Raw genomic sequence first — 22,738 nt, forward strand, 5'->3', positions numbered from 1 at the left:
AGGTGCAGAAGTTGTGCGAAGACGTACAGCAGGCCACGGGCCACTCGGTGAAGCGGGGTTGGGCGGATCAAGGCTACACGGGCGAGGCGGCAGCAGAGGCCGCACGGGACAACGGCATCGAGCTGCAGATCGTGAAGCTGCCCGAGGCGAAGAAGGGCTTCGTGCTGCTGCCGCGGCGCTGGGTGGTGGAGCGAAGCTTCGGCTGGCTGGCGAGGTTCCGCAGGCTTTCTCGGGATTATGAGCGGCTGCCCGAAGTGCTCAGCGGACTGCATTTCCTGGTGTTTGCAGTGCTCATGTTGCCCGCCGCCGCGCGGGTGCTGGCCGCAGCGGGAAGTTCATAACACCCTCTAGGATGCCAAGCTTCCTAAAGACGGTAGCGCGAAAGGTCCAACAGCGATGTCGGGGGAAGAAAACAATCCCGATACCGGGATCAGCTTTGACGAGCTCTGGAGGAATTATCCGGCCAACGATCCCTGCATCAACTCGGCCAATGGCAAGAAAGCCTATGACAACCAGTGCGCAATCCGGCTAGGAGCAGCACTCGAAAAGTCGGGTGTCAGCTTCAAGCGCTTCAGAGGTCCCCGCTGCGAATTCGGCGCGCGTGGCAATGGCATGGTGCTCAGAGCGCAGGAACTGGCAGACTGGTTGAACACCAGGCCTTTCGCACTTTGCCCTGTCTCCATCCAGGTGGAAGGACCATCTTTCCACAAGAAAATTGCTGCACGCAGAGGCATCGTATTCTTCAAGGACTATTGGATGCGTGACGGAGAAAAATTACCCACGGGCGACCACATCGATCTGTGGAACATGGACCGGCTCACTCCGTCGTGGCTGAACTTCACGCGATTCACGTTGGGAATAATCGGCCGTATTCCCGGTATCTATTCCGATCTCGAGAATTCGCGGGCGGTCGTCTTCTGGCCTCTTCCATGATGAGGCGCCCCTTCTCCCTGTTGGCGCTGATCTGCGCCGCACTGATGTCGTGTCTGGTCGGCGGCTTTTTCTTCATCAGAACGTTCCAGGCCGGAGATTGCGATGGCGGCTGCAATCTTTACACGCTCGCATCCATCGTCAGCGCCGCCTTCGCTGCATTTCTGTCGGCCGGATACGTGCTGATGAAACGCCGAGAGGCCAAAGGCGAAAGTCCCTACCCCGCATTGATCGCGTTATCGGCAGCCGTGCTCGCCGTTCCCGGCCTCATGCTTGCCGTCAAAGGCATGCTCCCCGCAGGTCCGCTGAAAACCAATCAGGACGACAGCTACATGCTCGTGGCGAAACGTGATGTGCCAGGCATCGGCATTGCTACCGGAGACCGGTGCATTTTTTCCCGCATCGACTGCAGCGCCACGCCTGCACGCATCGACGCTGTTTGTACGCGGGGAGCCATCACGCTCGAAGAATCGCAGTGGTCCGCCTTTGCGCGCCAGCCGCGGGAAGATTTTGGGATCCCTCCCGATGGCGCTGTACAGGCGTTCCCGAGATCCTGCCCAAAGCGCTGAGCGTAGAGGAACACAGCGGCAGTCTGAGGGGCAGACCACTGTCCAGTCGTCCGTCCAGGCATCGGGTCATTCCGCGCAGATTTGGCACGCAGGTACGCGCACGGTTACATTCGCTGACATGACCGCTTCTGCGCCCCATTTTCTGCCCGACGGAACGCCAGCGCATCCGCTGCTCCGCGAATGCGAGTGGGGAGCGTCGCCGCTGGGGCACCCCGCCGCTTGGCCTCGGCCGTTGCGGGCTGCGGCGTCCCTGGTGCTCGACTCGCTGGCACCGACATGGCTGGGGGCCGCGCCTGGGCATGGTCTACAACGCGCCGTATGCCGAGATGCTGGGCAACAAGCACGCGTGGGCCATGGGCTCGGCGCTGGATGCGGTGTGGGGCGAGATCTGGCCGGACGTGAGCTTGCTGGTGGCCACGGCCCTTTCAGGTGAAGCCCTCTACCGCGAGGACCTGCCGCTGATCGTCAACCGCCGCGGCCATGCCGAACCGGCCTGGTTCAGCTTCTCCTACACGCCCCTGCGCGACGACGACGGGAGCGTACAGGGCATCCTTTGCGCGGTCGCGGAGACCACCGGCAAGCTGCTCGCGCAGCGCCGGCTGGCCGACAGCGAATCGCGGCTGAAAGCCCTCACGCTGGCCACTGCCAACGCGGTCTACCGCATGAGCGCGGATTGGAGCCGCCTGCTGGAGATCAACGGCCAGGGCTTCGTGGCCGACACCAGTGAACCCATGCGCTCCTGGGTGGAGCAATACGTGCCGCAAGAAGACCAGCCGCAGGTGCGCGCGGCGATCGCACAGGCCATGGCGACGCGCAGCCTGCTGGAACTCGAGCACCGCGTGGTCCGCGTGGACGGCAGCATCGGCTGGACGCTGTCGCGCGCCATGCCGCTGCTGGGCGCCGACGGCGAGGTGACGGAGTGGTTCGGCACCGCCACCGACCTCACGGCCCGCAAGGCCGCCGAAAGTGCGCTGCGCGAAAGCGAACTGCAGTTGCGCACGCTGTTCGAGACGATGGACGAAGGCTTCTGCGTGATCGAATTCCTCGACGGGCCCCACGGCCTGCTGAGCGATTACGTGCACGTCTCCGCCAACCCGGCGTACCTCGCCAATGCCGGCATTCCCGACGTGGTGGGGCAGCGCGTGCGCGATATGGTGCCTGACGAGGCCGATGCCTGGGTGGAGATCTACCGGAACGTGCTGCTCACCGGCGAGCCGATCCGCTTCGAGCGCGAACTGGTGAAAACCCGCCGCTACCTGGAGCTGTCCGCCTTCCGCGTGGAGCCGGCCGAGCGCCGCCAGGTGGCCGTGCTGTTCCAGGACGTGACGCATCGCCACCGCGCCGAGCGTGCGCTGCGCGAACTGAACGACGCCCTGGAGCAGCGCGTGGCGCTGGAGGTGGCCGAGCGGCTCAGGACGGAAGAAGCGCTGCGCCAGGCGCAGAAGATGGAAGCGGTGGGCCAGCTCACCGGCGGCATCGCGCACGATTTCAACAACATGCTGGCGGTGGTGCTGGGCTCGCTGGAACTGCTGGACCGCCGCTTCGCCGCGGGCGAGCCGCGGGCCCGGCGCTACATCGACGCGGCCCGTGGCGGGGCCCGGCGCGCGGCTCAGCTCACGCAGCGGCTGCTGGCCTTCTCGCGCCGGCAGCCGCTCAGCCCGGTGTCGCTGGATGCCAACCAGCTGATCGCCGGCATGTCCGACATGCTGCGCCATTCGCTGGACGGCGCGATCCGCCTGGAAACAGTACTCGCCGGCGGGCTCTGGCGCATCCATGCCGACCGCAACCAGCTCGAGAGCGTGATCCTGAACCTCGCCGTCAACGGCCGCGACGCCATGGGCGCGCTGACCGACGGCGGGCGCCTGACCATCGAGACCGCCAACGCGCACCTGGATGATCGCTACGCCGCGGAGCACCTGGGCGTGGCGCCGGGGCAGTATGTGCTGATCGCCGTGAGCGACACCGGCACGGGCATGCCGCCGGAGGTGATCGCCAAGGCGTTCGACCCGTTCTTCACCACCAAGGACGTGGGCAAGGGGACCGGCCTGGAGCTGAGCCAGGTGTACGGCTTCATCAAGCAGTCCGACGGGCACGTGAAGATCTACTCCGAGCTCGGCGAAGGCACCACCGTCAAGGTATACCTGCCGCGCCTGGTGGATTCCGCCCAGGAAGAGGCCGAACCCGCCGACGCGCCGCGTCCGCCCCTGGGAGATGCGCAGGACGTGGTCCTGGTGGTGGAGGACGAGGCCGCCGTGCGGCAGTTCTCCGTGGATGCGCTGGGTGAACTCGGCTACCGCGTGCTGGAAGCCGACGGCGCCGCCGCGGCGCTGAAGCTGATCGATGCGCACCCGGAGATCGACCTGCTGTTCACCGACGTCGTCATGCCCGACGTGAACGGCCGCAAGCTGGCGGAGGAAGCGCTGCGCCGCCGCCCGGGACTGAAGGTGCTCTTCACCACCGGCTACACGCGCAACGCCGTGGTGCACAACGGCGTGCTGGACGCGGGCGTGCACCTGCTCGGCAAGCCCTACACCCTGGAAGACCTGGCGTTGCGGGTGCGCGAGGCGCTGGATGCGCCCGACACCGGCATCCAGCCCGGCGGCGGCTGACCCCGGCAGGCCGGATCAGAACCGCTCGTTCGGCCCCAGGTAGCGCCACTGCCCCACGGGCAGGTTGCCCAGCACCACGCGGCCGATGCGGATGCGCTTGAGACCCACCACCTTCAGGCCGACCAGTTCGCACATGCGGCGGATCTGCCGCTTCTTGCCTTCCTGCAGCACGAAGCGCAGCTGTTCGGGGTTCTGCCACTCCACCCTGGCCGGCTTGAGCGCCTGGCCGTCCAGCGACAGGCCGTGGCACAGGCGGGCCAGCTGCTCGGCCGGGAAGGCGGACTGCACGTCGGTGGCGACGTCGCCGTAATGCACGCGCACGAGGTATTCCTTCTCCACCTCGGAGTCTTCGCCGATCAGATTCCGCGCCACGCGGCCGTCCTGCGTGAGCACGAGCAGTCCGACGGAATCGATGTCCAGCCGGCCGCAGGGCGCGAGGCCGCGCAGCTGCGGGGGCGAGAAGCGCTGCCGGCTCGGGTCCTCGCGCCAGTGGGCGCGCGGGTTGATGAGCACGACCGCGGGCGTGTGGCCGTCCTCGGCCTGCCCGCTCACGTAGCCCATGGGCTTGTGCAGCAGGATGGTCACCTGCCGCTCCTGCTGGCCGCGGGCGGCGGGGTCCACCTCGATGCGGTCCGTGGGCGACACCTGCAGCCCCATGGCGGCGACCTGGCCGTTCACGCGCACCCAGCCGCTGGCGATCCAGTCGTCCGCCTCGCGGCGAGAGCACAGGCCCAGCTCGGCCATGCGCTTGTTCAGGCGCGAGGTGCCGGACGGGACGGAACCGGGACGGGCAGCGGCTGCGCGGGGGGCCGCTTCCTGCGGGCCGGAGCGCGGCGCGGCACCTGCACCGGCCTCCGGGGTGCGCAGGGTGAACCGGCCGGCAGGCCGGGGGCCTGCCGCGCGGGGCGGGGCGGACCGGGAAGCAGGATCGGGCTGGATGGTGCGCGGGCCGCTGGGCGGAAGCGACAGACGGCGGCGGGGAGCGGAATCGGACATGGCGCTATTTTCGCGCGGCCGCGGCCGCGTGCCAGGCGAGGAAGTCGTCAGCGGGCATCGGCCGGCCGATGTGGTAGCCCTGGGCCTCGTCGCAGCGCAGCCCGCGCAGCTGCTCCAGGATCACGGCGGATTCCACGCCCTCGGCCACGACGGAGAGCCCCAGGTTGTGCGCGAGGTCGATGGTCGAGCGCACGATCTGCGCGTCGCCGGCATCCGCCGCCATGCCCATGACGAAGGACTTGTCGATCTTCAGTTCGTCCACCGGCAGGCGCTTGAGGTAGGCCAGCGAGGAGTAGCCGGTGCCGAAGTCGTCGATGGACAGCTTGAAGCCCTGCACGGACAGCCGGTTCAGCATGGCCTCGGCCCGGCCGGGGTCGTCCATGATGGCGCTTTCGGTGATTTCCAGGCAGAACCCGGCCGCTTCCACGCCGTGCCGTGCCATGAGCGTGCCCAGGCGGGTGCTCAGGTCCGTGTCCATGAGGTCGCGCGTGGACAGGTTCACCGAAATGCGCAGCCCCAGGCCGCGCACCTGCGGCTGCGCGAGGTAGCGCGCGGCCTGCTCGAAGATCCAGAGCGTGAGCTGCCGCACGAAACCGGTCTGCTCGGCGAAGGGGATGAACTGCATCGGCGGCACGAGGCCGCGCTCGGGATGCTGCCAGCGCACGAGCGCCTCGGCACCGCAGCCGTCCTGGCCGTCCAGCCGGAGCTTGGGCTGCAGGAAAAGCCGCAGTTCGCCGGCCTCCACCGCATGGCGCAGCTCGGACAGCAGCGACAGCGCCGCCGCGCTGGACGATTCCATCGAAGGGTCGTAGATCTGCGCGCCGTGCAGGCGCCGCTTGGCCGCGTACATCGCGATTTCCGCGTGGCTGAGCAGGGTGTCGGCATCATGGGCCGGGCCCGGCCAGCAGGCGATGCCGATGCCCGCGCTCAGGTCCACCATCTGGTCCTCGAACACCAGGGGCGACTCGAACGCCCGCGTGATGCGCTGCGCCGTATCGCGGGCCGCTGCCTCGTCGGCGCCGGGCAGCAGCACGGCGAACTCGTTGCCCCCGAGCCGGGCCACGATCTCCCGCTCCGGGCGCAGGTGGGCCGCGATGCGCGCCACCACCGCCTGCAGCAGCCGGTCGCCGAGCGCATAGCCCAGCACATCGTTGACCTGCTTGAAGCGGTCGAGGTCCAGGGCGATCACCGACAGCGGCTCTCCGGGGCGGTCCCCGTGCTCCATGGCCTCCATCAGCAGCCGGCGGAACCGCTCCCGGTTCGGCACGCCCGTGAGCCGGTCGGTGTCGGCGAGCTGGCGGATCTCGTCCTGCTGGGTCGCGATGCCCAGCCGCATGCGGTCGAAAGAGCGCGCCAGGCGGCCGATCTCGTCCTTGCGATGCGTGTGCTCGATCGGCTCGGCATAGTTGCCGCGCGAAATGCGCTGCGTGGCCTCCGTCACCGCCCGCAGGGGGGCGGCCACCCGCCGCGCCATGAGCGCGAAGCCGACCGCGAACAGCGCCACGCCCCCGAGCGTGATGGCGCCCAGCAGCACCTGCAGGTGGCGGTAGGGCGCCAGCACGCCGTCCAGGGAGCGCATCAGCAGCACGTGCGTCTCGCCGTTGACGCTCTCGAGGGGCACCCGGCGGAGCAGCAGCGGGCCGTCATCCATCTGCACCTCGTCGTCCGCCGCCAGTCCGACCAGCCGCTGCCGGTCGCCTTCCGGCAAGGTGCTCACCGGCACGGACCGCTGGCCGTCGGGGCCGCGCACCACGATGGCCACCTCGATCGACTGCAACTGGTGCATCTCGGTAGCCAGCGCCTGGCCGACCGGGAATCCCATCAGCACCCAGCCGATCACCAGGGGCGCCCGCATGGGCACCATCACGAACTGGTAGGGCACGCCGGCCACGATCGCGATCTGGCTGCGGCCGGGCTGCCGCGTCAGCAGGGGCAGCACGCCGAGCAGCGTCGAGCGCGAGTCGCTGGAGGCATCCGAGGCGGAAGACACCACCAGTTGCATCTCGGTGTCCAGCAGGGCCGCGACCGCGGCCCCGATGCGCCCCCCGTGGTTGTAGAGCACCGACGCGATGGTCTCGGCATCGCCGGAATTGACGGCCGAGCGGAAGCCGTAGTCGGCCGCCAGCAGCGCCGACGCCTGCTGGAGCCGTTCCGCGTTCTGGTCGATGAGGCGCCGCCAGACCCGCTCGTCCGCATCCAGCCCCACGGCGATCTGCGCCCGGGCGTTGCGCTCGATGGACGCACGCACCACCAGGAACCCGGCCGCCTGCACCAGCAGGAGCAGGAGCAGCGACACCCCGGCCAGCCGGAACATCAGGCTCTGGCCGAACGCGCGCCAGGTCACTGCACGGCCCCTGCCAGCCGCACGGTCACCGGCGCCCCGCCCGGCTCGGCAACGGCGAGCGGCTGGGCCTGGGCGGGAGCGCCCACCGGCAGCCCCGGGTGCCACACCCGCAGCGTGTAGTCGCCCGGCGGCACCTTGTCGAGGCGCACCGCGCCCGACGCCTCGGAACGCCCGTAGTACGGCGTTTCCAGCACGAGGATCCAGCCCACCATCTGGTCGTGGATATTGCAGCCCAGCACCACGACGCCCGGCTGGTCGAACAGCACGGGATTGGCCGGCGTGCCCGAATAGAGCTTGATCTCGAACTTCTTGGCCGGCGAGAAGGAATAGACGTGGTGGCGCACCGTGTCGTGGTTGGGGAACTGCACCTGCGTGCCGGCCGTGACCACGAGCACATCGGGCACGAAGGTCCGCTTTTCCTGGGCGACCTCGGCGGACGGCAGCGGCTTCGCCTGCTTGCGCGCCTGGGCGGAATCCAGGAACGCCACTGCGCCTTTCAGCGGCTTGCCCGCGCCGTCCTGCACCAGCACCTGCACCAGGGCGGCCCGCGCAGCGGTGCCGGCGAACAGCGCCAGCAGCAGGATGGAGATCCACACCGAGCGCATCACACCTGCATTCAACATGTCACCTCCAGCGGCCATATGTAACAAAACCACCGTGCCACGCTTCGGTGCGCAGGACTCTGGCACGATAAGTCCAATTCAAGAATAAGCTATTAAATGAATAGCTTGAAACGATGGGATAGGCGGTTCATGGAATGAACCAATGGTTCATCGCACGCAGCTTCCGCCATGCGGAGCATGCCAGCGAAGTGGCTTGCCTGCGGTCCTCATTTGTAACAACACCAGGCTTTCTATTGGCACTTATCTTGCAATGAACTCCTGACATCCGACCAGGCTACCGGAAACACACTATGCAGGCCGTCACATTCCTTCGCTCCCTCTCGATTTCGCGCCGTCTGTTGCTCGGCTTCGGATGCATGCTGGCCCTGCTGGTCGCCGTGGCGGCGCTGGGCCACTTCTCCATGTCGGGCATGAACCGGCAGATGCAGCAGATCACCGGCGCGGGCGCCGCCAAGGCACGGCTGGCCAACGGCATGCTGCAGACCGTGAGCGCCACGGGCATCCACGCGCGCTCGGCCGCGATGCTCGGCGACATCGACCCCCGCAACGCAGAGGACCAGGCGCGCAAGGCGAACGACACCCTGCAACGGTACGCCAGGCAGGAGGCCGAACTCGCGGCGCTGCTGGACTCCGGAAGCGCGACGCCCGAAGAGCGCCAGTTGATGGCGGACATCCAGGCACAGTCCCGCAAGACCCGGCCCGAGATCGAAGGCGCGCTCAAGCTGGTCACCGACGGCGACACGGTCAGCGCCACGCTCGGCCTCATGACCCGCGTGGCGCCGCCCGAGGCGGCATGGCGCGACAAGCTGGCGCAGCTGGTGGAACTGCAGAACACCCTGAACGCCGACGCCGCTGCCGACGCGCAGCAGACCCAGACCCGCTCGCGCCTGACCGGCGGCGCGCTGGTGGCCATCGCCATCGCCCTGGGCCTGTTCATCGCCTGGCGCACCACGGCCACCATCACCCAGCCCATCGGACGCGCCGTCGTGGTGGCCGAGCGCATCGCGCGCGGGGACCTGACGTCCCGCGTGGAGGTCCGCATCCACGACGAGACCGGCCGCCTGCTGGACGCGATCGCGGCGATGCAGGAGCAATTGCGCGGCCTGGTGGGGCACATCGGCACCACCGCCGACTCCATCCTCCAGGCCAGCTCCGAGGTGGCCTCGGGCAACCTGGACCTGAGCCACCGCACCGAGCAGACCTCCGGCAACCTGCAGGAGGCCGCCTCCGCCCTGGAAGACCTGACCCAGACCGTCCACCAGGGCGCCGACGCCGCCCGGCAGGCCAACCAGATGACGGCCTCCGCCGCGCAGGTCGCCACGCGCAGCGGCGAGGTGGTCTCCCAGGTCGTGCGCACCATGGATGTGATCAGCGCCAGCTCCCGCAAGATCTCGGACATCATCGGCGTGATCGACGGCATCGCCTTCCAGACCAACATCCTGGCGCTCAACGCCGCAGTCGAGGCGGCCCGCGCAGGCGAGCAGGGCCGCGGCTTCGCCGTGGTGGCGGGCGAAGTGCGCGCGCTGGCGGGGCGCAGCGCCGAGGCCGCCCGCGAGATCAAGGCGCTGATCCTCGCCAGCTCCGGGCAGGTGCAGGAAGGCTCCAGCCTGGTCGCCCAGGCCGGCGCCACCATCGGGGAACTCGTGCAATCGGTGCAGAAGGTGTCGTCCATCATGGGAGAGATCACCACCTCGGCCCACGAGCAGAGCGACCGCATCGGCCAGGTGAGCCAGTCCGTGAGCGCCCTGGAGAACATGACCCAGCAGAACGCCGCCCTGGTGGAAGAAAGCAGCGCGGCGGCCGGCAGCCTGCGCGAGCAGGCCGGCCGCCTGACCGAGATGGTGGGCGCATTCCGCCTGCAGCGCATACCGGGCGAAGCGGGAGTGGCGCCCGCGCTTCCCGGCTGAAGGCGCTATTCGCTGACCGGCGTGGCCACGCTCTGCGGGTCGGCCCAGAACGTGGCCTGCCCGCCCGTGACGCGGTACTTGCCGCCATCGCCGACGTTGACCGTGGCCGACGTGCTGTACTCGGTGAACGCCGTGGCGGCGCTGCCGCCCGGCACGTCGCCAGCAAGACTGCACCGTGTTAGACCTGCCCGCTGCCGAAGGCCAGGCCGACCTGGGCCGGGGTGAGGTGGGCGCGCCCGGTTTTACGAAGGGCGGCCGCCCAGGGGGCACGACTGCCCCCCGCCAGTTACACCCACGCCAGTTACACCCACGCCTGGTACGCCCGTGGCCGTTACACCCGCGCCTCTGCGCGGACCGGGCGGTGGCGCGGCGTGCGGCGGGAGGCCGGTGCCGTCGGCCGCCCGGCTGCGGGCGGCTCGCCTTCTTCGGCGGCTCCCGCGAAAACGCTCTCGCGCAGGGCCTGGAGGTCCAGCACCCGCAGGCCGCCGTACTCCACGCGGATGGCCCCCTGTGCCTGCAACGCGGCCAGCGCCTCGTTCACGCGCTGGCGCGACAGGCCCACCAGGTAACCCAGTTCCTGCTGCGTGATGCGCAGCACGTGGCCCACGCCGGGATAGAGCAGCGGATTGAAGAGCGCTGCCAGCCCCCGCGCCACGCGCGCGTCCGGGCTGCCCAGGCGATCGATCTCCCGCGCGGCGATGAACTGGCCCAGCCGCTCGTTGAGCTGTTGCATCACGAAGCGGTTGAAGCCCAGGGAGTGGTCCAGCAGCCAGTGAAAGGTGTCGATCGGCAGCCCCGCCACCACGCTGCGGCGCAGCGCCTGGATGTCGTAGCGGTAGGGCTCGCGCTTCACGGCCGTGCCCTCGCCGAACCAGCCGCCGGGCGGCACGCCCGCGAACGTCATCGTCTGCCCTCGGGCGTTGTCGGTGCTCATTTTGAGCAGGCCCTCCACCACGCCGAACCAGTAGGTGACGGGCCGGCCGCGCCGGCACACGAAATCGCCGACCTGGGCATCGCCCACCACCAGCGCATCCATCGCCCGGTCCCGCTCGGTCGGCGCCAGGGCGGCGAGCCAGGGGATACCCTGCAGCTCGGCCGGCGTGGGCCGCCGGCGGCGCTGGTGGAGCGAGAGTTCTTCGGACATGGGGCCGAGGATGGTGGAAACGCGGGTCGGATGGTTCAGGGGAAACCACGAGGCGGGCGGCCCCTCCGCCCCGGCCGTCGCTGCCGTCGCTGCCGCAGGACGACGTTGTCGAAATAGATGGGGCCGGCGCCGCAGCCCGCGCCCGGACTCGATCGTGTTCACCCCCCGTCCACCGGCAACGCCTGCACCGCCCAATCGCTGACCGAAGGGGTCTGCGCGTCGAACTCCGCCACCTTGACCGCCGGGCCGGGCCAGCGGCTGGTGAGGTGGGGGGCACCGGGCGGCGCTTGGCCATGGCCGGCGGATTGAGCGACGCCCCCAGAAGCCGCCGGTGAAGCTGACGTCGAGATAGCCTCCGTATTTGTTCCCTATCCATCGCGGAACAATAAATACTCCTACGACTTTATAATTTTTTCCATAAATTAAATTTTGCATTCAGCAGGAACGCCTGATGTATGAAAACAGCGGCATATCCATATGCAGGCCGTGTCGTAGGAGTGGTCCACAATGGCCCGTTCCCGTTCCTCAGGAACCTTTTTTCCACCGTGGAGACGCCATGAAGATCGACACCATCCTGCAGTCCATCGGCAGCACGCCGCACGTGCGCATCAACCGGCTCTTCGGGGCGGGTACGAACGTCTGGGTCAAGTCCGAGCGCAGCAACCCGGGCGGCTCCATCAAGGACCGCATCGCGCTGGCCATGGTGGAGGACGCCGAGCGTTCCGGCGCGCTGCAGCCCGGCGGCACCATCATCGAGCCCACCTCGGGCAACACCGGCATCGGCCTGGCGCTGGTCGCCGCCGTGAAGGGCTACCGCCTCGTCCTCGTGATGCCCGAGAGCATGAGCATCGAGCGCCGCCGCCTCATGCTCGCCTACGGCGCGCAGTTCGACCTCACCCCCCGCGAGAAGGGCATGAAGGGTGCCATCGCCCGCGCCCAGGAACTGGCCGCTCAGACGCCCGGCGCCTGGGTGCCCCAGCAGTTCGAGAACCCCGCCAACATCGACGTGCACGTGCGCACCACGGCGCAGGAGATCCTGGCTGACTTCCCCGAAGGCATCGATGCGCTCATCACGGGCGTGGGCACCGGCGGCCACATCACCGGAGTGGCGCGCGTGCTCAAGCCGAAATTTCCCCAGCTCAAGGTGTTCGCCGTGGAGCCCGTGGCCTCGCCGGTGATCTCCGGCGGCCAGCCGGCGCCCCACCCCATCCAGGGCATCGGTGCGGGTTTCGTGCCGAAGAACCTGGACACGAGCCTGCTGGACGGCGTGATCCAGGTCGATGCCGAGCCCGCGCGCGAATATGCCCGCCGCGCCGCGCGCGAGGAAGGCCTGCTTGTGGGGATCTCTTCAGGCGCCACGCTCGCAGCCATCGCACAGAAACTGCCCGAACTGCCGCAGGGTGCACGGGTGCTGGGCTTCAACTACGACACGGGCGAGCGCTATCTGTCGGTCGAGGGCTTCCTGCCTTCGTGAGTACATCCCCCTGAGGCGCTGCGCGCCTTCCCCCTTCTCTCGCCGTGCTGCGCACGGCGGGAAGGGTGACGACGCCGGTGGCCGGGCGGAGCCCGTTCCACGGCGTCTGCTGGCTTGGCCTGCTCCGCGGCCTTCTGATGGGTGGGGCCGCGGTGGCTCCCGGGCTGCAATCAGTGGGCAGTTTGCGCCATGGGTTCCTTTCTGCGGCCTGTCTTATCGCCGGGTCCCGACGCGCGGCTCGCCCGCTGCGGCGCGTTCCAGGGCTGCACAAGCGGTCGGCCCACAGTCCTACAGCACGGCTGTGCAGGGATCGGAACAATCGGTTGAACCCTGCGCCGCGGCCGCTGGCCCACCCGCCATGGCTGCGGTGCCCTTCCACCGATGGCATCCATGGCTTCCCACGCAGAAACCTCCTCTCCTGTCGCGTTCAAGGTGCTGACCGTGAACGTGCACAAGGGCTTCACCTCCTTTAATCGCCGCTTCATGCTGCACGAGCTGCGCGAGGCCGTGCGCGGCGTGGCGGCCGATATCGTCTTCCTGCAGGAAGTGCTGGGCACGCACCAGCGCCATGCCAGCCGCGTGGCCAATTTCCCTCAGGAGCCGCACTACGAATTCCTGGCCGACACGATCTGGGGCCAATATGCCTACGGCCGCAACGCGGTGTACGACAGCGGGCACCATGGCAATGCGCTGCTGTCCAAGTTCCCCATCGTCCACTACGAGAACCACGACATCTCCGTGAGCGGTCCGGAGCGGCGCGGCATGCTGCACTGCGTGCTGCAGCCGCCGGGGCACGACCGCCAGGTGCATGCGATCTGCGTCCACCTGGGGCTGCAGGAAGCCCACCGCCAGCGCCAGCTGCGGCGCGTGTGCGACCTCGTCAACACCTTCCCCGCCGAAGATCCCGTGATCGTGGCGGGCGACTTCAACGACTGGCGCGGCCGCGCCCACGAGGTGCTGCGCAAGGGCGCCGGGCTGCACGAGGTGTTCGTGCATGCGGGCGGGCGCGCCGTGCGCACGTTCCCGGCCTCCATGCCGCTGCTCGCGCTCGACCGCATCTATGTGCGCAACGCGTCGGTGCACGCTCCCGTCGTGCTGCCGCGCAAACCCTGGCACAAGCTGTCGGACCACGCCCCCCTGGCGGCGGAGATCGCGCTATGAAACCGACGCGCCGCCCTTCGCGCTGGGTGCCGGGCAACCGTTTCGAGCTGCTGGAGAACGGCGAGGCCTTTTTCCCGCGCGTGTTCGAGGCGATCGCCGCGGCGAAGCGCGAAGTGCTGCTGGAGACCTTCATCCTGTTCGAGGACAAGATCGGCAAGGGCCTGCACGCCGCGCTCCTGCAGGCCGCCCGCAACGGCGCCGAGGTGCACGTGCTCGTGGACGGATTCGGCTCGCCCGACCTCTCCGAATCCTTCATCGGATCGCTCGTGGCCGCCGGCGTGCGCTTCCGCATCTTCGATCCGGGCGGCGTCCGCATCTTCGGCCAGCGGCTGAACATGCTGCGCCGCATGCACCGCAAGATCGTCGTCGTCGACGGCGAAATCGGCTTCATCGGCGGCATCAACTATTCCGCCGACCATGTCGCGGACTTCGGCCCCGAAGCCAAACAGGACTATTCCGTCGAGGTGCGCGGCCCCATCGTGGCGCAGATGCATGCCTTCGCGCGCAGCGTCGTGGACAAGGGTGACAGGAAGTCGGGCCGGCACACGAACCCCCAGGCCACCACCAGTGCAGAGCCCGACGCCGGTGCCGCAGGCGCTCCCGAGACCGCCCGCGCCGCTCCCCCGTCCGGGCCAGCCCCCAGCACGGGTGCAGCGCGCCGGCGGTGGCCCTTCGGCGCCCGCGACGCCGGCGGGCAGTTCCCCGCGGCGGGATCCGCGGACGCCATCTTCGTCACGCGCGACAACCATGCCCACACCAACGACATCGAGCGCCATTACCGCGTCGCGCTGCGCGCGGCCCGCGAGCGCGTGGTGATCGCCAATGCGTATTTCTTCCCGGGCTACCGCTTCATCCGCGAGATGCGGCGCGCGGCGCGCCGGGGGGTGGACGTGCGCCTGGTCCTGCAGGGCCGGCCCGACATGCCGATCGTGCGGACTGCCGCCAGCATGCTCTATGACCACCTGATCCGCGGCGGGGTGCGCATCTACGAATACTGCGACCGGCCGCTGCACGGCAAGGTCGCGCTGGTGGACGGCGAGTGGTCCACGGTGGGATCGAGCAACCTCGACCCGCTGAGCCTGTCGCTGAACCTGGAGGCCAACGTGGTCATCCGCGACCGGGACTTCAACGCCACGCTGCACGGGCGCCTCGCCCACCTCATGGAACACAGCTGCCGGCAGGTCGAGCCCACACCACCGGGCCGCTGGGACGGGCTGCGCCTGCTGCGCAGCTACTGCCTGTTCCACCTGATGCGATGGTTCCCGGCATGGGCCGGCTGGCTGCCCCGCCACGAACCCGAGATATCGCTGGTGCAGCCCGGCACGGGCTTTTCCTCCTCCGCAACGGGCGGCGACCCGGGCCACCGCCCGTCCGCCACCTGAGGCCGGCGCGGCGCACCCACCATGTCTCCGGCCTCGCACACGCCCGCCCTGCCACCAGACCGCGCCGCTGCCGCTGGCCGCCCGGCATCGCACAACCGGTGGCAGCGCCTGCGCTCGCAGCGCTGGTGGCCCTGGGCCATGACCCTGGTCACGGGGGCGTTCGTCGTCTTCGTCATCACGCTGCTGGTGCGGCAGGCGCGCAACGTGGACTGGGGCGCGGTGTGGGAATCCTTCCTCGCGCTGCCGGCACCCACCCTGCTGGCGGCCGCCGCCCTGGCGCTCGCCAGCCATGGCCTCTACAGCAGCTTCGACCTCTTCGGCCGGTACTTCACGCGGCACGGGCTATCGGTGGGGCGTACGGTGGGCATCACGCTCATCGCCTATCCGTTCACCCTGAACCTCGGCTCGATCATCGGCGGGGTATCGGTGCGCTACCGGCTCTATTCCCGGCAGGGCGTGTCCGTGGGTGCCATCGGCCAGGTGATCGGGCAGAGCATCGTCACCAACTGGCTGGGCTACTTCGTGCTCGCGGGCGCGGTGTTCTGGGCCTGGTCCCCGCAGCTGCCGCAGGGCTGGCACGTCGGGCCGCAGGAACTGCGCTGGGCCGGCACTGCGCTGGCCGCGGTCACGGCCGCCTATGTCGTGGCCTGCGCCGTGCGCCACGGCCGGCCGATCGCCTGGCGCGGGCACGACTTTCCCCTGCCGGGCTGGCGCGTGGCCCTGCTGCAGGTGCTGGTGTCCACGGTCAACTGGATGGTGATGGGCGCGGCCGTGTGGGTGCTGGCCGGGCGCGATACCCCGTACGCGGCCGCGCTGGCCACGGTGCTGCTGGGCGCCGTCGCCGGGCTGGTGTCGCGCATTCCGGCCGGGCTGGGCGTGCTCGAGGCCGTTGGCACGGCCGTGCTGTCGGCATACATCCCCACCTCCCAGGCCCTGGCGACGGTGCTGGCCTACCGCGCGCTCTACTTCTTCGCACCGCTGGTGCTCGCGGCCCTGGCCTTCGGCGCGGTGGAATGCTTCGGGCGCGGCGCGGCGCCGAAGGCGGAGGAAGAAGGCGCAAGCCCGTCCGGGAAGTCCCCCGGCAAGGTGCCCGCCTGACCGCTACGACCCGTCGGGCTGACCGGCCAGCCCATTGCCTGGGCGCATGTGCGCCAGGCAGATGAGCGCGTTTGCGCGGGCAAGCGTATGATTTCTGGCCTTTTTCCCTGCACCGCCCGATGACCACGGGCCGCACGCCCCATGATCCGCCTTTCCGAAATCAAGCTGCCGCTGGCCGCCCTGCCGGCCGACGGCACGCAACATCCCGAGCCCGCGCTGCGCGCCGCCGCAGCGCGCATCCTGGACCTCCCGCCCGGCGACATCGGCCACCTGAACGTCTTCAAGCGCAGCTTCGATGCGCGCAAGCCCGAGCTGCTGGCCGTCTACATCGTGGACATCACCCTCGCCGACCCCGGCCAGGAAGCCGTGCTGCTGGCACATCATGCGGACCGCCCGCACATCCAGCCCACACCCGACATGGCCTGGAAGCCCATGGGCCACGCCCCCGCCGGCGGCCTGCGCGAGCGCCCGGTGGTGGTGGGCTTCGGCCCCTGCGGCATTTTCGCGGCGCTGGTGCTGGCGCAGATGGGGCTGCGCCCCATCGTGCTGGAGCGGGGCCGGGCCGTGCGCGAGCGCACGCAGGACACCTGGGGCCTGTGGCGCCGCCGCGAGCTGCAGCCTGAATCCAACGTGCAGTTCGGCGAGGGCGGCGCGGGCACGTTCAGCGACGGCAAGCTCTACAGCCAGATCAAGGACCCGCGCCACCTCGGCCGCAAGGTGATGGAGGAGTTCGTGCAGGCGGGCGCGCCGCCCGAGATCCTGTATGCAGCGCATCCCCACATCGGCACCTTCAAGCTGGTGAAGGTGGTCGAGACGCTGCGCGAGCAGATCATCGCCCTGGGCGGTGAAGTGCGCTTCCAGCAGCGCGTGACCGACATCGCAGTGGACACCGACGCGGCCGGGCGCCGGCACGTGCGCGGCCTGCGCGTGCTGGACCAGGCCACGGGGCAGACCCACGAACTGGAGGCATCGCACGTCGTCATGGCCCTGGGCCACAGCTCGCGCGACACGTTCGCGATGCTGTACGGGCGCGGCGTGCACATGGAGGCCAAGCCGTTCTCGGTGGGCTTTCGCATCGAGCATCCGCAGGGGCTGATCGACCGGGCGCGCTGGGGCCGGCATGCCGGCCATCCGCTGCTGGGCGCGGCCGACTACAAGCTCGTGCACCATGCAGCCAACGGGCGGGCGGTGTACAGCTTCTGCATGTGCCCCGGCGGCACGGTGGTGGCTGCCACCAGCGAACCCGGCCGCGTGGTGACCAACGGCATGAGCCAGTATTCGCGCAACGAGCGCAACGCCAACGCCGGCATGGTGGTGGGCATCGGTCCGGCCGACTACCCCACGGATCCGGCCGCGTTCGAGGCCGCGCTCGGCGCCACGCATGGCGTCGAGGCACTGGCCGCGGGCCAGGCCCATCCGCTCGCCGGCATCGTGCTGCAGCGGCAGCTGGAATCCGGCGCCTTCGCGCTCGGGGGCGGCAACTACAACGCGCCGGGCCAGCTGGTCGGGGATTTCATCGCGGGCAAGGTCTCACGCGAGTTCGGCGAGGTCGAGCCCTCGTACCGGCCTGGCGTCACCCTGGCGGACCTGCACGCCGCCCTGCCGGATTATGCGATCGCCGCGCTGCGCGAGGCGCTGCCGGCCTTCGGCCGCAAGATCCAGGGCTTCGACCGCCACGACGCCGTGCTGACCGGCGTGGAAACGCGCACCTCGTCGCCGCTCAAGATCGGCCGGGGCGAGGACTTCCAGAGCCTCAATACCGCCGGCCTCTACCCCGCCGGAGAAGGCGCGAGCTACGCCGGCGGCATCCTGTCGGCCGGCGTGGACGGCATCAAGGTGGGCGAGGCGGTGGCCAAAAGGATGTTCACCCCCTGAGTCGGCTGCGGCGCGGATCAGCGCATCGCCCAATGGCCCGGCCGCATGTGCCAGCCGCCCGGGCCCGGCTCCCAGCGGTGGGGCACCCAGACCCAGCCCGGCCGCGGCGGCGCGGCCCAGTGGCCGGGGCGCCAGACATAGCGGCCGCCGCCCCATTCCCAGAAACCGCCCACCCAGACGTGTACCGGCGAGGGAGCGACGGTCACGGTCTCCACGTACGGCGCCGGGGGCGCGGTGGGGGCGACCACCACGGCCCCCTGCTGCTCGACCACGACCTGCCTGGGCGGCGCCACGACACAGCCGGACAGGGCTGCGGCCGCGAGGATCGCCAGGGTGCCTGCGGCGCGGATGCGGCCGGATGCGCGGCCAGGGGAAGCGGGAATGTTGAGGGGCATCGTTGGGCTCCATCGGGAAGGAAAACGCATGCCCATTGAACGCGGCCGTCTCCCTTCCGCCGACAACGGCCGTGTAAAGAAAAGGAAAGATGGACGAAGCCCGTCCGCGCGGCGGGCTTCAGCGTGGCAGGGCCGGCGCCTGGCCGGATGCGCCGTCCGGCAGCCGGAAGGCCGCCACCAGGTCGGCCAGCTGCTGCGCCTGCATGCGCAGGCCCTGGGCCGCGGCGGAAGACTCCTCCACCAGGGCGGCGTTCTGCTGCGTCATCTGGTCGAGCTGGCTCACCGCCTCGCCGACCTGCCCCAGGCCGGTGCTCTGCTCGCGCGCGGACGTGCTGATCTCGCCGACGATGGTGGCGACCTGCTGCACCGAGTCCACGATCTCGCCCATGGTGCTTCCCGCGGCATGCACCTGCTGGGTGCCCTCGCCCACCTGGTGCACGCTGTCGCCGATGAGGGCACCGATCTCGCGGGCGGCCGTGGCCGACCGCTGCGCCAGGCTGCGCACTTCCGCTGCGACGACGGCGAACCCCCTGCCCTGCTCGCCCGCACGGGCGGCCTCCACCGCCGCGTTGAGGGCGAGGATGTTGGTCTGGAAGGCGATGCCGTCGATCACGCCGGTGATGTCGGCGATCCTGCGGGACGCCTGCGCGATGCCGTCCATGGTGGAGACCACCTGGCTGACGGCGTCGCGGCCGCGCCGCGCGACATCGCTGGCGGTGGCCGCCAGGGCGCTCGCCTGCTGCGCCGCGTCCGCGCTGTGGCGCACGGTGGCGATCAGCTCTTCCATGCTGGCGGCGATCTCCTCCAGGTTGGAGGCCGTGTGCTCGGTGCGCGATGACAGGTCGGTGTTGCCCGCGGCGATCTCCGCGCTGGCACCCGCCACGGAGGCGCTGGCCTGCCGCATGCCCACGACCAGCCCGGCCAGCCGCTGCTGCATGCCGCCCAGCCGCTCCAGCAGGGCGCGCACCTCGTCGCGGTTGCCGGCCCCCGCGGGCGGCACGGACGAGGTCAGGTCCCCTTCCGCGATGCGATCGGACACCGCGGATGCCCGCGCCAGCGGCACGAGGATGGAGCGCGAGAGCAGCAGCGCGCAACCCAGGCTCAGCAGCAGCCCGAACAGCGATCCGCCCACGAGCAGCGCGATGCCCTGCCGTTCGCTCGCCTCGGCCCGGGCGCGGGCCTCGGTCACGCGCTTGCGCTGGTAGTCGGCCATATCCTCCACGGCAGCCGAATAGCGGTCGGCGGCGGGCCGCAGCAGCTTGCCCACGGCGTCGGGCGGCAGCGTTTCCCCGGACCGGCGGCGCTGCACGAGGTCGTCGCGCGCGGCGCGGAAGGCATTGCCCGCGGTGTCGATGTCCTTGAAGATGCGCCGGGACTCCGCGTCCTCGGCGAGGTCCTCGAGCCGCTTGCGCACCTCGGTGGAGCGCGCGGACGTCCGCTTGCGGTCCGCATCCACGCGGGCCGTGTATTCGGGGCTGCCGACTTCCAGCAGCGCCTCGGCGCGCGCGGAACTCAGCACCACGATGGAATGGAGCTCGCGGGCGAGCAGCGCCCGCTCGGAGGATTCTCCCCCCAGGTCGTCCGCGATGTCCTGGAGTTGCATCAACCGCCATATGCCGACCCCGGCGGCGAGCGACATGACGAGGCAGACGATGCCGAAGGCGATCGCCAGGCGCAGGGAAAGACGGGTGTGGTTCAGGGTCATGGCGGACGGTACGTGGTTGAGCGGAGCGGACGCCTGCACCGGCCGCTGCGAGGGAAAAGCCTCCGGCTGCGGGCCGGCAGCAGCGGCGCATTCCCCTGGCGGGGCTCCGGGCGGCCCCATTACACCACCACGCCGGCCTCCTGGATCACTTTGGCCCACTTGGCAGTCTCCGCCACGATGAAAGCGTTGCATTCCTGCGGCGACGACCCCTCGGGGAAGGTGCCCATGGCCTGCTCCAGCCGCTGCGACACCTCGGGGCTGCGGATGATGCGCGCCACCTCGCCGGACATGCGCTGCACGATGTCGGCCGGGGTGCCGGCGGGCGCCAGCATGGCGGCCCAGGTGCTGCCGACCAGGCCCGGGTAGCCCAGCTCGGCGAAGGTGGGCACGTCGGGCAGCGCCGGCAGGCGCTTGCCGCTGGCCACGCCGATGAGCCGGATCCTGCCGGCCCTGGCGGGCTGGATCAGGTTGGGCGGCGGATCGAGGAACAGCGGCACCTGCCCGCCCATCAGGTCGGCCAGCGCGGGCGAGGCACCCTTGTAGGGCACGTGCACCATCTCGACCCCGGTGACCAGGCGCATCAGCTCCGACGTGAGGTGCGCGGCCGAGCCGCTGCCCGACGAGGCATAGCTGATCTTGCCGGGGTTCGCACGGCCGTAGGCGACCAGTTCGGCCATCGTCTTGAAGGGCGCGTTCATCGACACGGCGGCCACCAGCGGCGACACGCCCATCAGCGACACGCCCGTCAGGTCTTTCTTCGGGTCGTAGGGCAGCTTGGGGTAGAGCGTGGTGTTGGCGGCGTAGGCGGCGATGAACACGCCGAAGGTGTGACCGTCCGGCGCGGCCTTGGCCACGGCGTCCACCCCGATGATGCTGTTGGCGCCGGGCTTGTTGTCCACCACGATGGGCTGGCCCAGGCGCTGCTGCAGCCCTACCTGCAGCAGCCGCGCCATCTGGTCGGTGAACCCGCCGGCCGTGTAGGGCACGACGATGCGGATCGGCTTGGTGGGCCAGGTGCCCTGCGCACGGGCCGGCGCCAGGGGCAGCGTGGCACCAGCCGCCAGGGCCGTGCCGGCGTGCAGGAAGGCGCGGCGCGAGGAGTCGAATGGCATGCGGTCGTGTCTCCCACTCAGGTCCGGTAGCCCGGATCGATGCGATCCAGCCGGCGCAGCAACCCGGGCCAGGCCAGGCCCGCGCCCTTGCCCTTGGTCACCTGGCGCGACTGCTCGACCGAGGTGGCAACGATGTCGCCCGGAATGCGCGTGAGCGCGCCGCCGCCGGCCTGCGCCAGGATCTGGATGCGGCAGGCCGATTCGAGCGTGTACATCGACAGCAGGGCCTCGGGCACGCTGCGCCCGCAGGTCAGCAGGCCGTGGTTGCGCAGGATCAGGAAGCTGGCGTCCCCCAGGTCGGCCACGAGCCGCGGCCGCTCGTCGTCGCGCAGCGCCACACCCTCGTAGCCGTGGTAGGCCAGCCGCGCGAGCGGGAAGATGGATTGCTGCGAGATCGGCAGCAGGCCGCCTTCCTGCGCCGACACCGCCACGCCGTACTGCGTGTGGGTGTGCAGCACGCACTGCACTTCGGGGCGGCCTTCGTGGATCGCGCTGTGGATCAGGAAGCCCGCCGGATTCACGTCGTACTCCGTCGCCATGACGGGCTCGCCGTGGTGGTCCACCTTGACCAGGCTGGAGGCCGTGATCTCGTCGAACAGCATGCCGTAGGGGTTGATGAGGAACTGGTCCGGCTGGCCCAGCACACGCGCCGAGATGTGCGTGAAGATCAAATCGTCCCAGCCGAAATGGGCCACCAGCCGGTAGGCGGCGGCCAGTTCGACGCGGGTTTGCCATTCCTCGGGCGTGACCTCGCTGCGCACGCTGGAAGCTTCAGGGATTGCATTCATGGTGAAACCTTTCTTGCGTTCAGGACGGGCGCGCTGGCACGCGCATGGGAGCGGCTGACACGACCCAGCGAAGCGGTTCTGGCGAGGCGCCGTATCGCAGGCAGTACGGGTAGTACGACAAGATGCGGCAACGACGCCGGAAGGGTCGTGTTGGCGGCTCTCAGAGCCGCCCCGCCAGATCAGGGACTGCAGTGAACAGGTCCGCCTCCAACCCGTAGTCGGCCACGCTGAAGATCGGCGCCTCGGCATCCTTGTTGATCGCCACGATCACCTTCGAATCCTTCATGCCCGCCAAGTGCTGGATCGCCCCCGAGATCCCCGCCGCGATGTAGAGCTGCGGCGCCACGATCTTGCCCGTCTGCCCCACCTGCAGGTCGTTCGGCGCATAGCCCGCATCCACCGCCGCACGGCTCGCGCCGATGGCCGCGCCCAGCTTGTCCGCCAGCGGCGTCATCACCTCGTTGAACTTCTCCGCGCTGCCCAGCGCCCGGCCACCCGAGACGATGATCTTGGCTGCCGTGAGTTCGGGCCGGTCGCTCTTGGTGACCTCGCGGCCCACGAACTGGCTCTTGCCGCTGTCGGTGGCCGCATCGGACTTCTCCACCGCGGCCGAGCCGCCCGTGGCC

The 22,738-nt window shown here is 69.8% G+C and carries 20 protein-coding genes; 10 read left to right on the forward strand and 10 right to left on the reverse strand.

Annotated features, from left to right (window positions below; genetic code table 11):
- The 4 genes from BLR05_RS24205 to BLR05_RS24220 all read left to right on the forward strand — a co-directional run.
- The coding region (locus BLR05_RS24205) for a transposase (RefSeq protein ID WP_143016006.1) at positions 1 to 341 on the forward strand (341 nt) is incomplete at its 5' end.
- A 55-nt stretch (positions 342 to 396) separates the two neighbouring features.
- Positions 397 to 933 carry a type VI secretion system amidase effector protein Tae4 gene (locus BLR05_RS24210; protein ID WP_092840035.1) on the forward strand — a complete coding sequence of 179 codons (537 nt, stop codon included), beginning with the start codon at positions 397 to 399 and terminating at the stop codon, positions 931 to 933.
- Positions 930 to 1,499, forward strand: coding sequence for a hypothetical protein (locus BLR05_RS24215; RefSeq protein WP_092840037.1), 570 nt, complete (start codon positions 930 to 932; stop codon positions 1,497 to 1,499). The genes BLR05_RS24210 and BLR05_RS24215 overlap by 4 nt, the downstream gene beginning before the upstream one ends.
- 299 nt (positions 1,500 to 1,798) lie before the next feature.
- Positions 1,799 to 4,108 carry a PAS domain-containing protein gene (locus BLR05_RS24220; RefSeq protein ID WP_225979000.1) on the forward strand — a complete coding sequence of 770 codons (2,310 nt, stop codon included), beginning with the start codon at positions 1,799 to 1,801 and terminating at the stop codon, positions 4,106 to 4,108.
- A 15-nt stretch (positions 4,109 to 4,123) separates the two neighbouring features.
- On the opposite strand, the gene BLR05_RS24225 is transcribed toward BLR05_RS24220, so the two are convergent.
- The 3 genes from BLR05_RS24225 to BLR05_RS24235 are packed head-to-tail and all read right to left on the reverse strand — an operon-like array spanning position 4,124 to position 8,071.
- Positions 4,124 to 5,104, reverse strand: a complete 981-nt coding sequence (locus tag BLR05_RS24225; RefSeq protein WP_092840039.1) for a pseudouridine synthase — start codon at positions 5,102 to 5,104, stop codon at positions 4,124 to 4,126.
- A 4-nt stretch (positions 5,105 to 5,108) separates the two neighbouring features.
- On the reverse strand, positions 5,109 to 7,448 hold the full coding sequence (locus tag BLR05_RS24230; RefSeq protein ID WP_092840042.1) for a putative bifunctional diguanylate cyclase/phosphodiesterase: 2,340 nt from the start codon (positions 7,446 to 7,448) through the stop codon (positions 5,109 to 5,111).
- Entirely contained in the window at positions 7,445 to 8,071 is a 627-nt protein-coding gene (locus BLR05_RS24235) for a methylamine utilization protein (RefSeq protein ID WP_092840045.1), read from the reverse strand. Before BLR05_RS24235 ends, BLR05_RS24230 begins: the two co-directional genes overlap by 4 nt.
- Before the next feature lie 290 nt (positions 8,072 to 8,361).
- Between BLR05_RS24235 and BLR05_RS24240 the strand changes: the two genes are divergently transcribed.
- On the forward strand, positions 8,362 to 9,978 hold the full coding sequence (locus tag BLR05_RS24240) for a methyl-accepting chemotaxis protein (RefSeq protein WP_092840048.1): 1,617 nt from the start codon (positions 8,362 to 8,364) through the stop codon (positions 9,976 to 9,978).
- A gap of 5 nt (positions 9,979 to 9,983) precedes the next feature.
- Here the strand turns inward: BLR05_RS24240 and BLR05_RS26705 are convergent, their stop codons facing one another.
- Positions 9,984 to 10,133 carry a hypothetical protein gene (locus tag BLR05_RS26705; RefSeq protein WP_167361340.1) on the reverse strand — a complete coding sequence of 50 codons (150 nt, stop codon included), beginning with the start codon at positions 10,131 to 10,133 and terminating at the stop codon, positions 9,984 to 9,986.
- Positions 10,134 to 10,309: 176 nt separating this feature from the next.
- The gene (locus tag BLR05_RS24245; RefSeq protein WP_092840051.1) at positions 10,310 to 11,122 is read right to left on the reverse strand and encodes a Crp/Fnr family transcriptional regulator; all 813 of its coding nucleotides are present in this window, start codon (positions 11,120 to 11,122) and stop codon (positions 10,310 to 10,312) included.
- Positions 11,123 to 11,678: 556 nt separating this feature from the next.
- On the opposite strand from BLR05_RS24245, the gene cysK reads away from it, so the two are divergent.
- The 5 genes from cysK to BLR05_RS24270 all read left to right on the forward strand — a co-directional run bounded on the left by cysK (position 11,679) and on the right by BLR05_RS24270 (position 18,112).
- On the forward strand, positions 11,679 to 12,596 hold the full coding sequence (gene cysK / locus BLR05_RS24250; RefSeq protein ID WP_092840054.1) for a cysteine synthase A: 918 nt from the start codon (positions 11,679 to 11,681) through the stop codon (positions 12,594 to 12,596).
- Between the two features lie 381 nt (positions 12,597 to 12,977).
- Positions 12,978 to 13,757, forward strand: a complete 780-nt coding sequence (locus tag BLR05_RS24255) for an endonuclease/exonuclease/phosphatase family protein (protein WP_092840056.1) — start codon at positions 12,978 to 12,980, stop codon at positions 13,755 to 13,757.
- Entirely contained in the window at positions 13,754 to 15,139 is a 1,386-nt protein-coding gene (clsB, locus tag BLR05_RS24260) for a cardiolipin synthase ClsB (protein ID WP_092840059.1), read from the forward strand. The genes BLR05_RS24255 and clsB overlap by 4 nt, the downstream gene beginning before the upstream one ends.
- A gap of 21 nt (positions 15,140 to 15,160) precedes the next feature.
- On the forward strand, positions 15,161 to 16,237 hold the full coding sequence (locus tag BLR05_RS24265) for a lysylphosphatidylglycerol synthase transmembrane domain-containing protein (protein WP_092840062.1): 1,077 nt from the start codon (positions 15,161 to 15,163) through the stop codon (positions 16,235 to 16,237).
- A gap of 141 nt (positions 16,238 to 16,378) precedes the next feature.
- Positions 16,379 to 18,112, forward strand: a complete 1,734-nt coding sequence (locus BLR05_RS24270) for an NAD(P)/FAD-dependent oxidoreductase (RefSeq protein ID WP_092840065.1) — start codon at positions 16,379 to 16,381, stop codon at positions 18,110 to 18,112.
- Between the two features lie 17 nt (positions 18,113 to 18,129).
- On the opposite strand, the gene BLR05_RS24275 is transcribed toward BLR05_RS24270, so the two are convergent.
- From BLR05_RS24275 to BLR05_RS24295, 5 genes are all read right to left on the reverse strand, one after another.
- Positions 18,130 to 18,507 carry a YXWGXW repeat-containing protein gene (locus BLR05_RS24275; RefSeq protein WP_092840067.1) on the reverse strand — a complete coding sequence of 126 codons (378 nt, stop codon included), beginning with the start codon at positions 18,505 to 18,507 and terminating at the stop codon, positions 18,130 to 18,132.
- 118 nt (positions 18,508 to 18,625) lie between these two features.
- On the reverse strand, positions 18,626 to 20,212 hold the full coding sequence (locus BLR05_RS24280; RefSeq protein ID WP_092840075.1) for a methyl-accepting chemotaxis protein: 1,587 nt from the start codon (positions 20,210 to 20,212) through the stop codon (positions 18,626 to 18,628).
- A gap of 119 nt (positions 20,213 to 20,331) precedes the next feature.
- A complete protein-coding gene (locus BLR05_RS24285; RefSeq protein WP_092840069.1) occupies positions 20,332 to 21,324 on the reverse strand; it encodes a tripartite tricarboxylate transporter substrate binding protein in 993 nt (330 codons plus the stop codon).
- A gap of 17 nt (positions 21,325 to 21,341) precedes the next feature.
- Positions 21,342 to 22,112, reverse strand: a complete 771-nt coding sequence (locus tag BLR05_RS24290) for a class II aldolase/adducin family protein (RefSeq protein ID WP_092840072.1) — start codon at positions 22,110 to 22,112, stop codon at positions 21,342 to 21,344.
- 160 nt (positions 22,113 to 22,272) lie between these two features.
- On the reverse strand, positions 22,273 to 22,738 hold a 466-nt coding region (locus BLR05_RS24295), incomplete at its 5' end, for an electron transfer flavoprotein subunit alpha/FixB family protein (protein ID WP_208606065.1).

The sequence above is a fragment of the Paracidovorax cattleyae genome (genome assembly GCF_900104515.1).
GTDB lineage: Bacteria > Pseudomonadota > Gammaproteobacteria > Burkholderiales > Burkholderiaceae_C > Paracidovorax > Paracidovorax cattleyae.

What these genes read in the sequence shown, in the direction of transcription:
- clsB (WP_092840059.1), top strand. Translation starts at nt 13,754, where the DNA reads ATGAAACCGACGCGCCGCCCTTCGCGCTGGGTGCCGGGCAACCGTTTC.
- BLR05_RS24265 (WP_092840062.1), top strand. Translation starts at nt 15,161, where the DNA reads ATGTCTCCGGCCTCGCACACGCCCGCCCTGCCACCAGACCGCGCCGCT.
- BLR05_RS24270 (WP_092840065.1), top strand. Translation starts at nt 16,379, where the DNA reads ATGATCCGCCTTTCCGAAATCAAGCTGCCGCTGGCCGCCCTGCCGGCC.
- BLR05_RS24275 (WP_092840067.1), bottom strand. Translation starts at nt 18,507, where the DNA reads ATGCCCCTCAACATTCCCGCTTCCCCTGGCCGCGCATCCGGCCGCATC.
- BLR05_RS24225 (WP_092840039.1), bottom strand. Translation starts at nt 5,104, where the DNA reads ATGTCCGATTCCGCTCCCCGCCGCCGTCTGTCGCTTCCGCCCAGCGGC.
- BLR05_RS24280 (WP_092840075.1), bottom strand. Translation starts at nt 20,212, where the DNA reads ATGACCCTGAACCACACCCGTCTTTCCCTGCGCCTGGCGATCGCCTTC.
- BLR05_RS24290 (WP_092840072.1), bottom strand. Translation starts at nt 22,112, where the DNA reads ATGAATGCAATCCCTGAAGCTTCCAGCGTGCGCAGCGAGGTCACGCCC.
- BLR05_RS24235 (WP_092840045.1), bottom strand. Translation starts at nt 8,071, where the DNA reads ATGTTGAATGCAGGTGTGATGCGCTCGGTGTGGATCTCCATCCTGCTG.
- BLR05_RS24210 (WP_092840035.1), top strand. Translation starts at nt 397, where the DNA reads ATGTCGGGGGAAGAAAACAATCCCGATACCGGGATCAGCTTTGACGAG.
- BLR05_RS24255 (WP_092840056.1), top strand. Translation starts at nt 12,978, where the DNA reads ATGGCATCCATGGCTTCCCACGCAGAAACCTCCTCTCCTGTCGCGTTC.
- cysK (WP_092840054.1), top strand. Translation starts at nt 11,679, where the DNA reads ATGAAGATCGACACCATCCTGCAGTCCATCGGCAGCACGCCGCACGTG.
- BLR05_RS24215 (WP_092840037.1), top strand. Translation starts at nt 930, where the DNA reads ATGATGAGGCGCCCCTTCTCCCTGTTGGCGCTGATCTGCGCCGCACTG.
- BLR05_RS24240 (WP_092840048.1), top strand. Translation starts at nt 8,362, where the DNA reads ATGCAGGCCGTCACATTCCTTCGCTCCCTCTCGATTTCGCGCCGTCTG.
- BLR05_RS24220 (WP_225979000.1), top strand. Translation starts at nt 1,799, where the DNA reads ATGGTCTACAACGCGCCGTATGCCGAGATGCTGGGCAACAAGCACGCG.
- BLR05_RS24245 (WP_092840051.1), bottom strand. Translation starts at nt 11,122, where the DNA reads ATGTCCGAAGAACTCTCGCTCCACCAGCGCCGCCGGCGGCCCACGCCG.
- BLR05_RS24285 (WP_092840069.1), bottom strand. Translation starts at nt 21,324, where the DNA reads ATGCCATTCGACTCCTCGCGCCGCGCCTTCCTGCACGCCGGCACGGCC.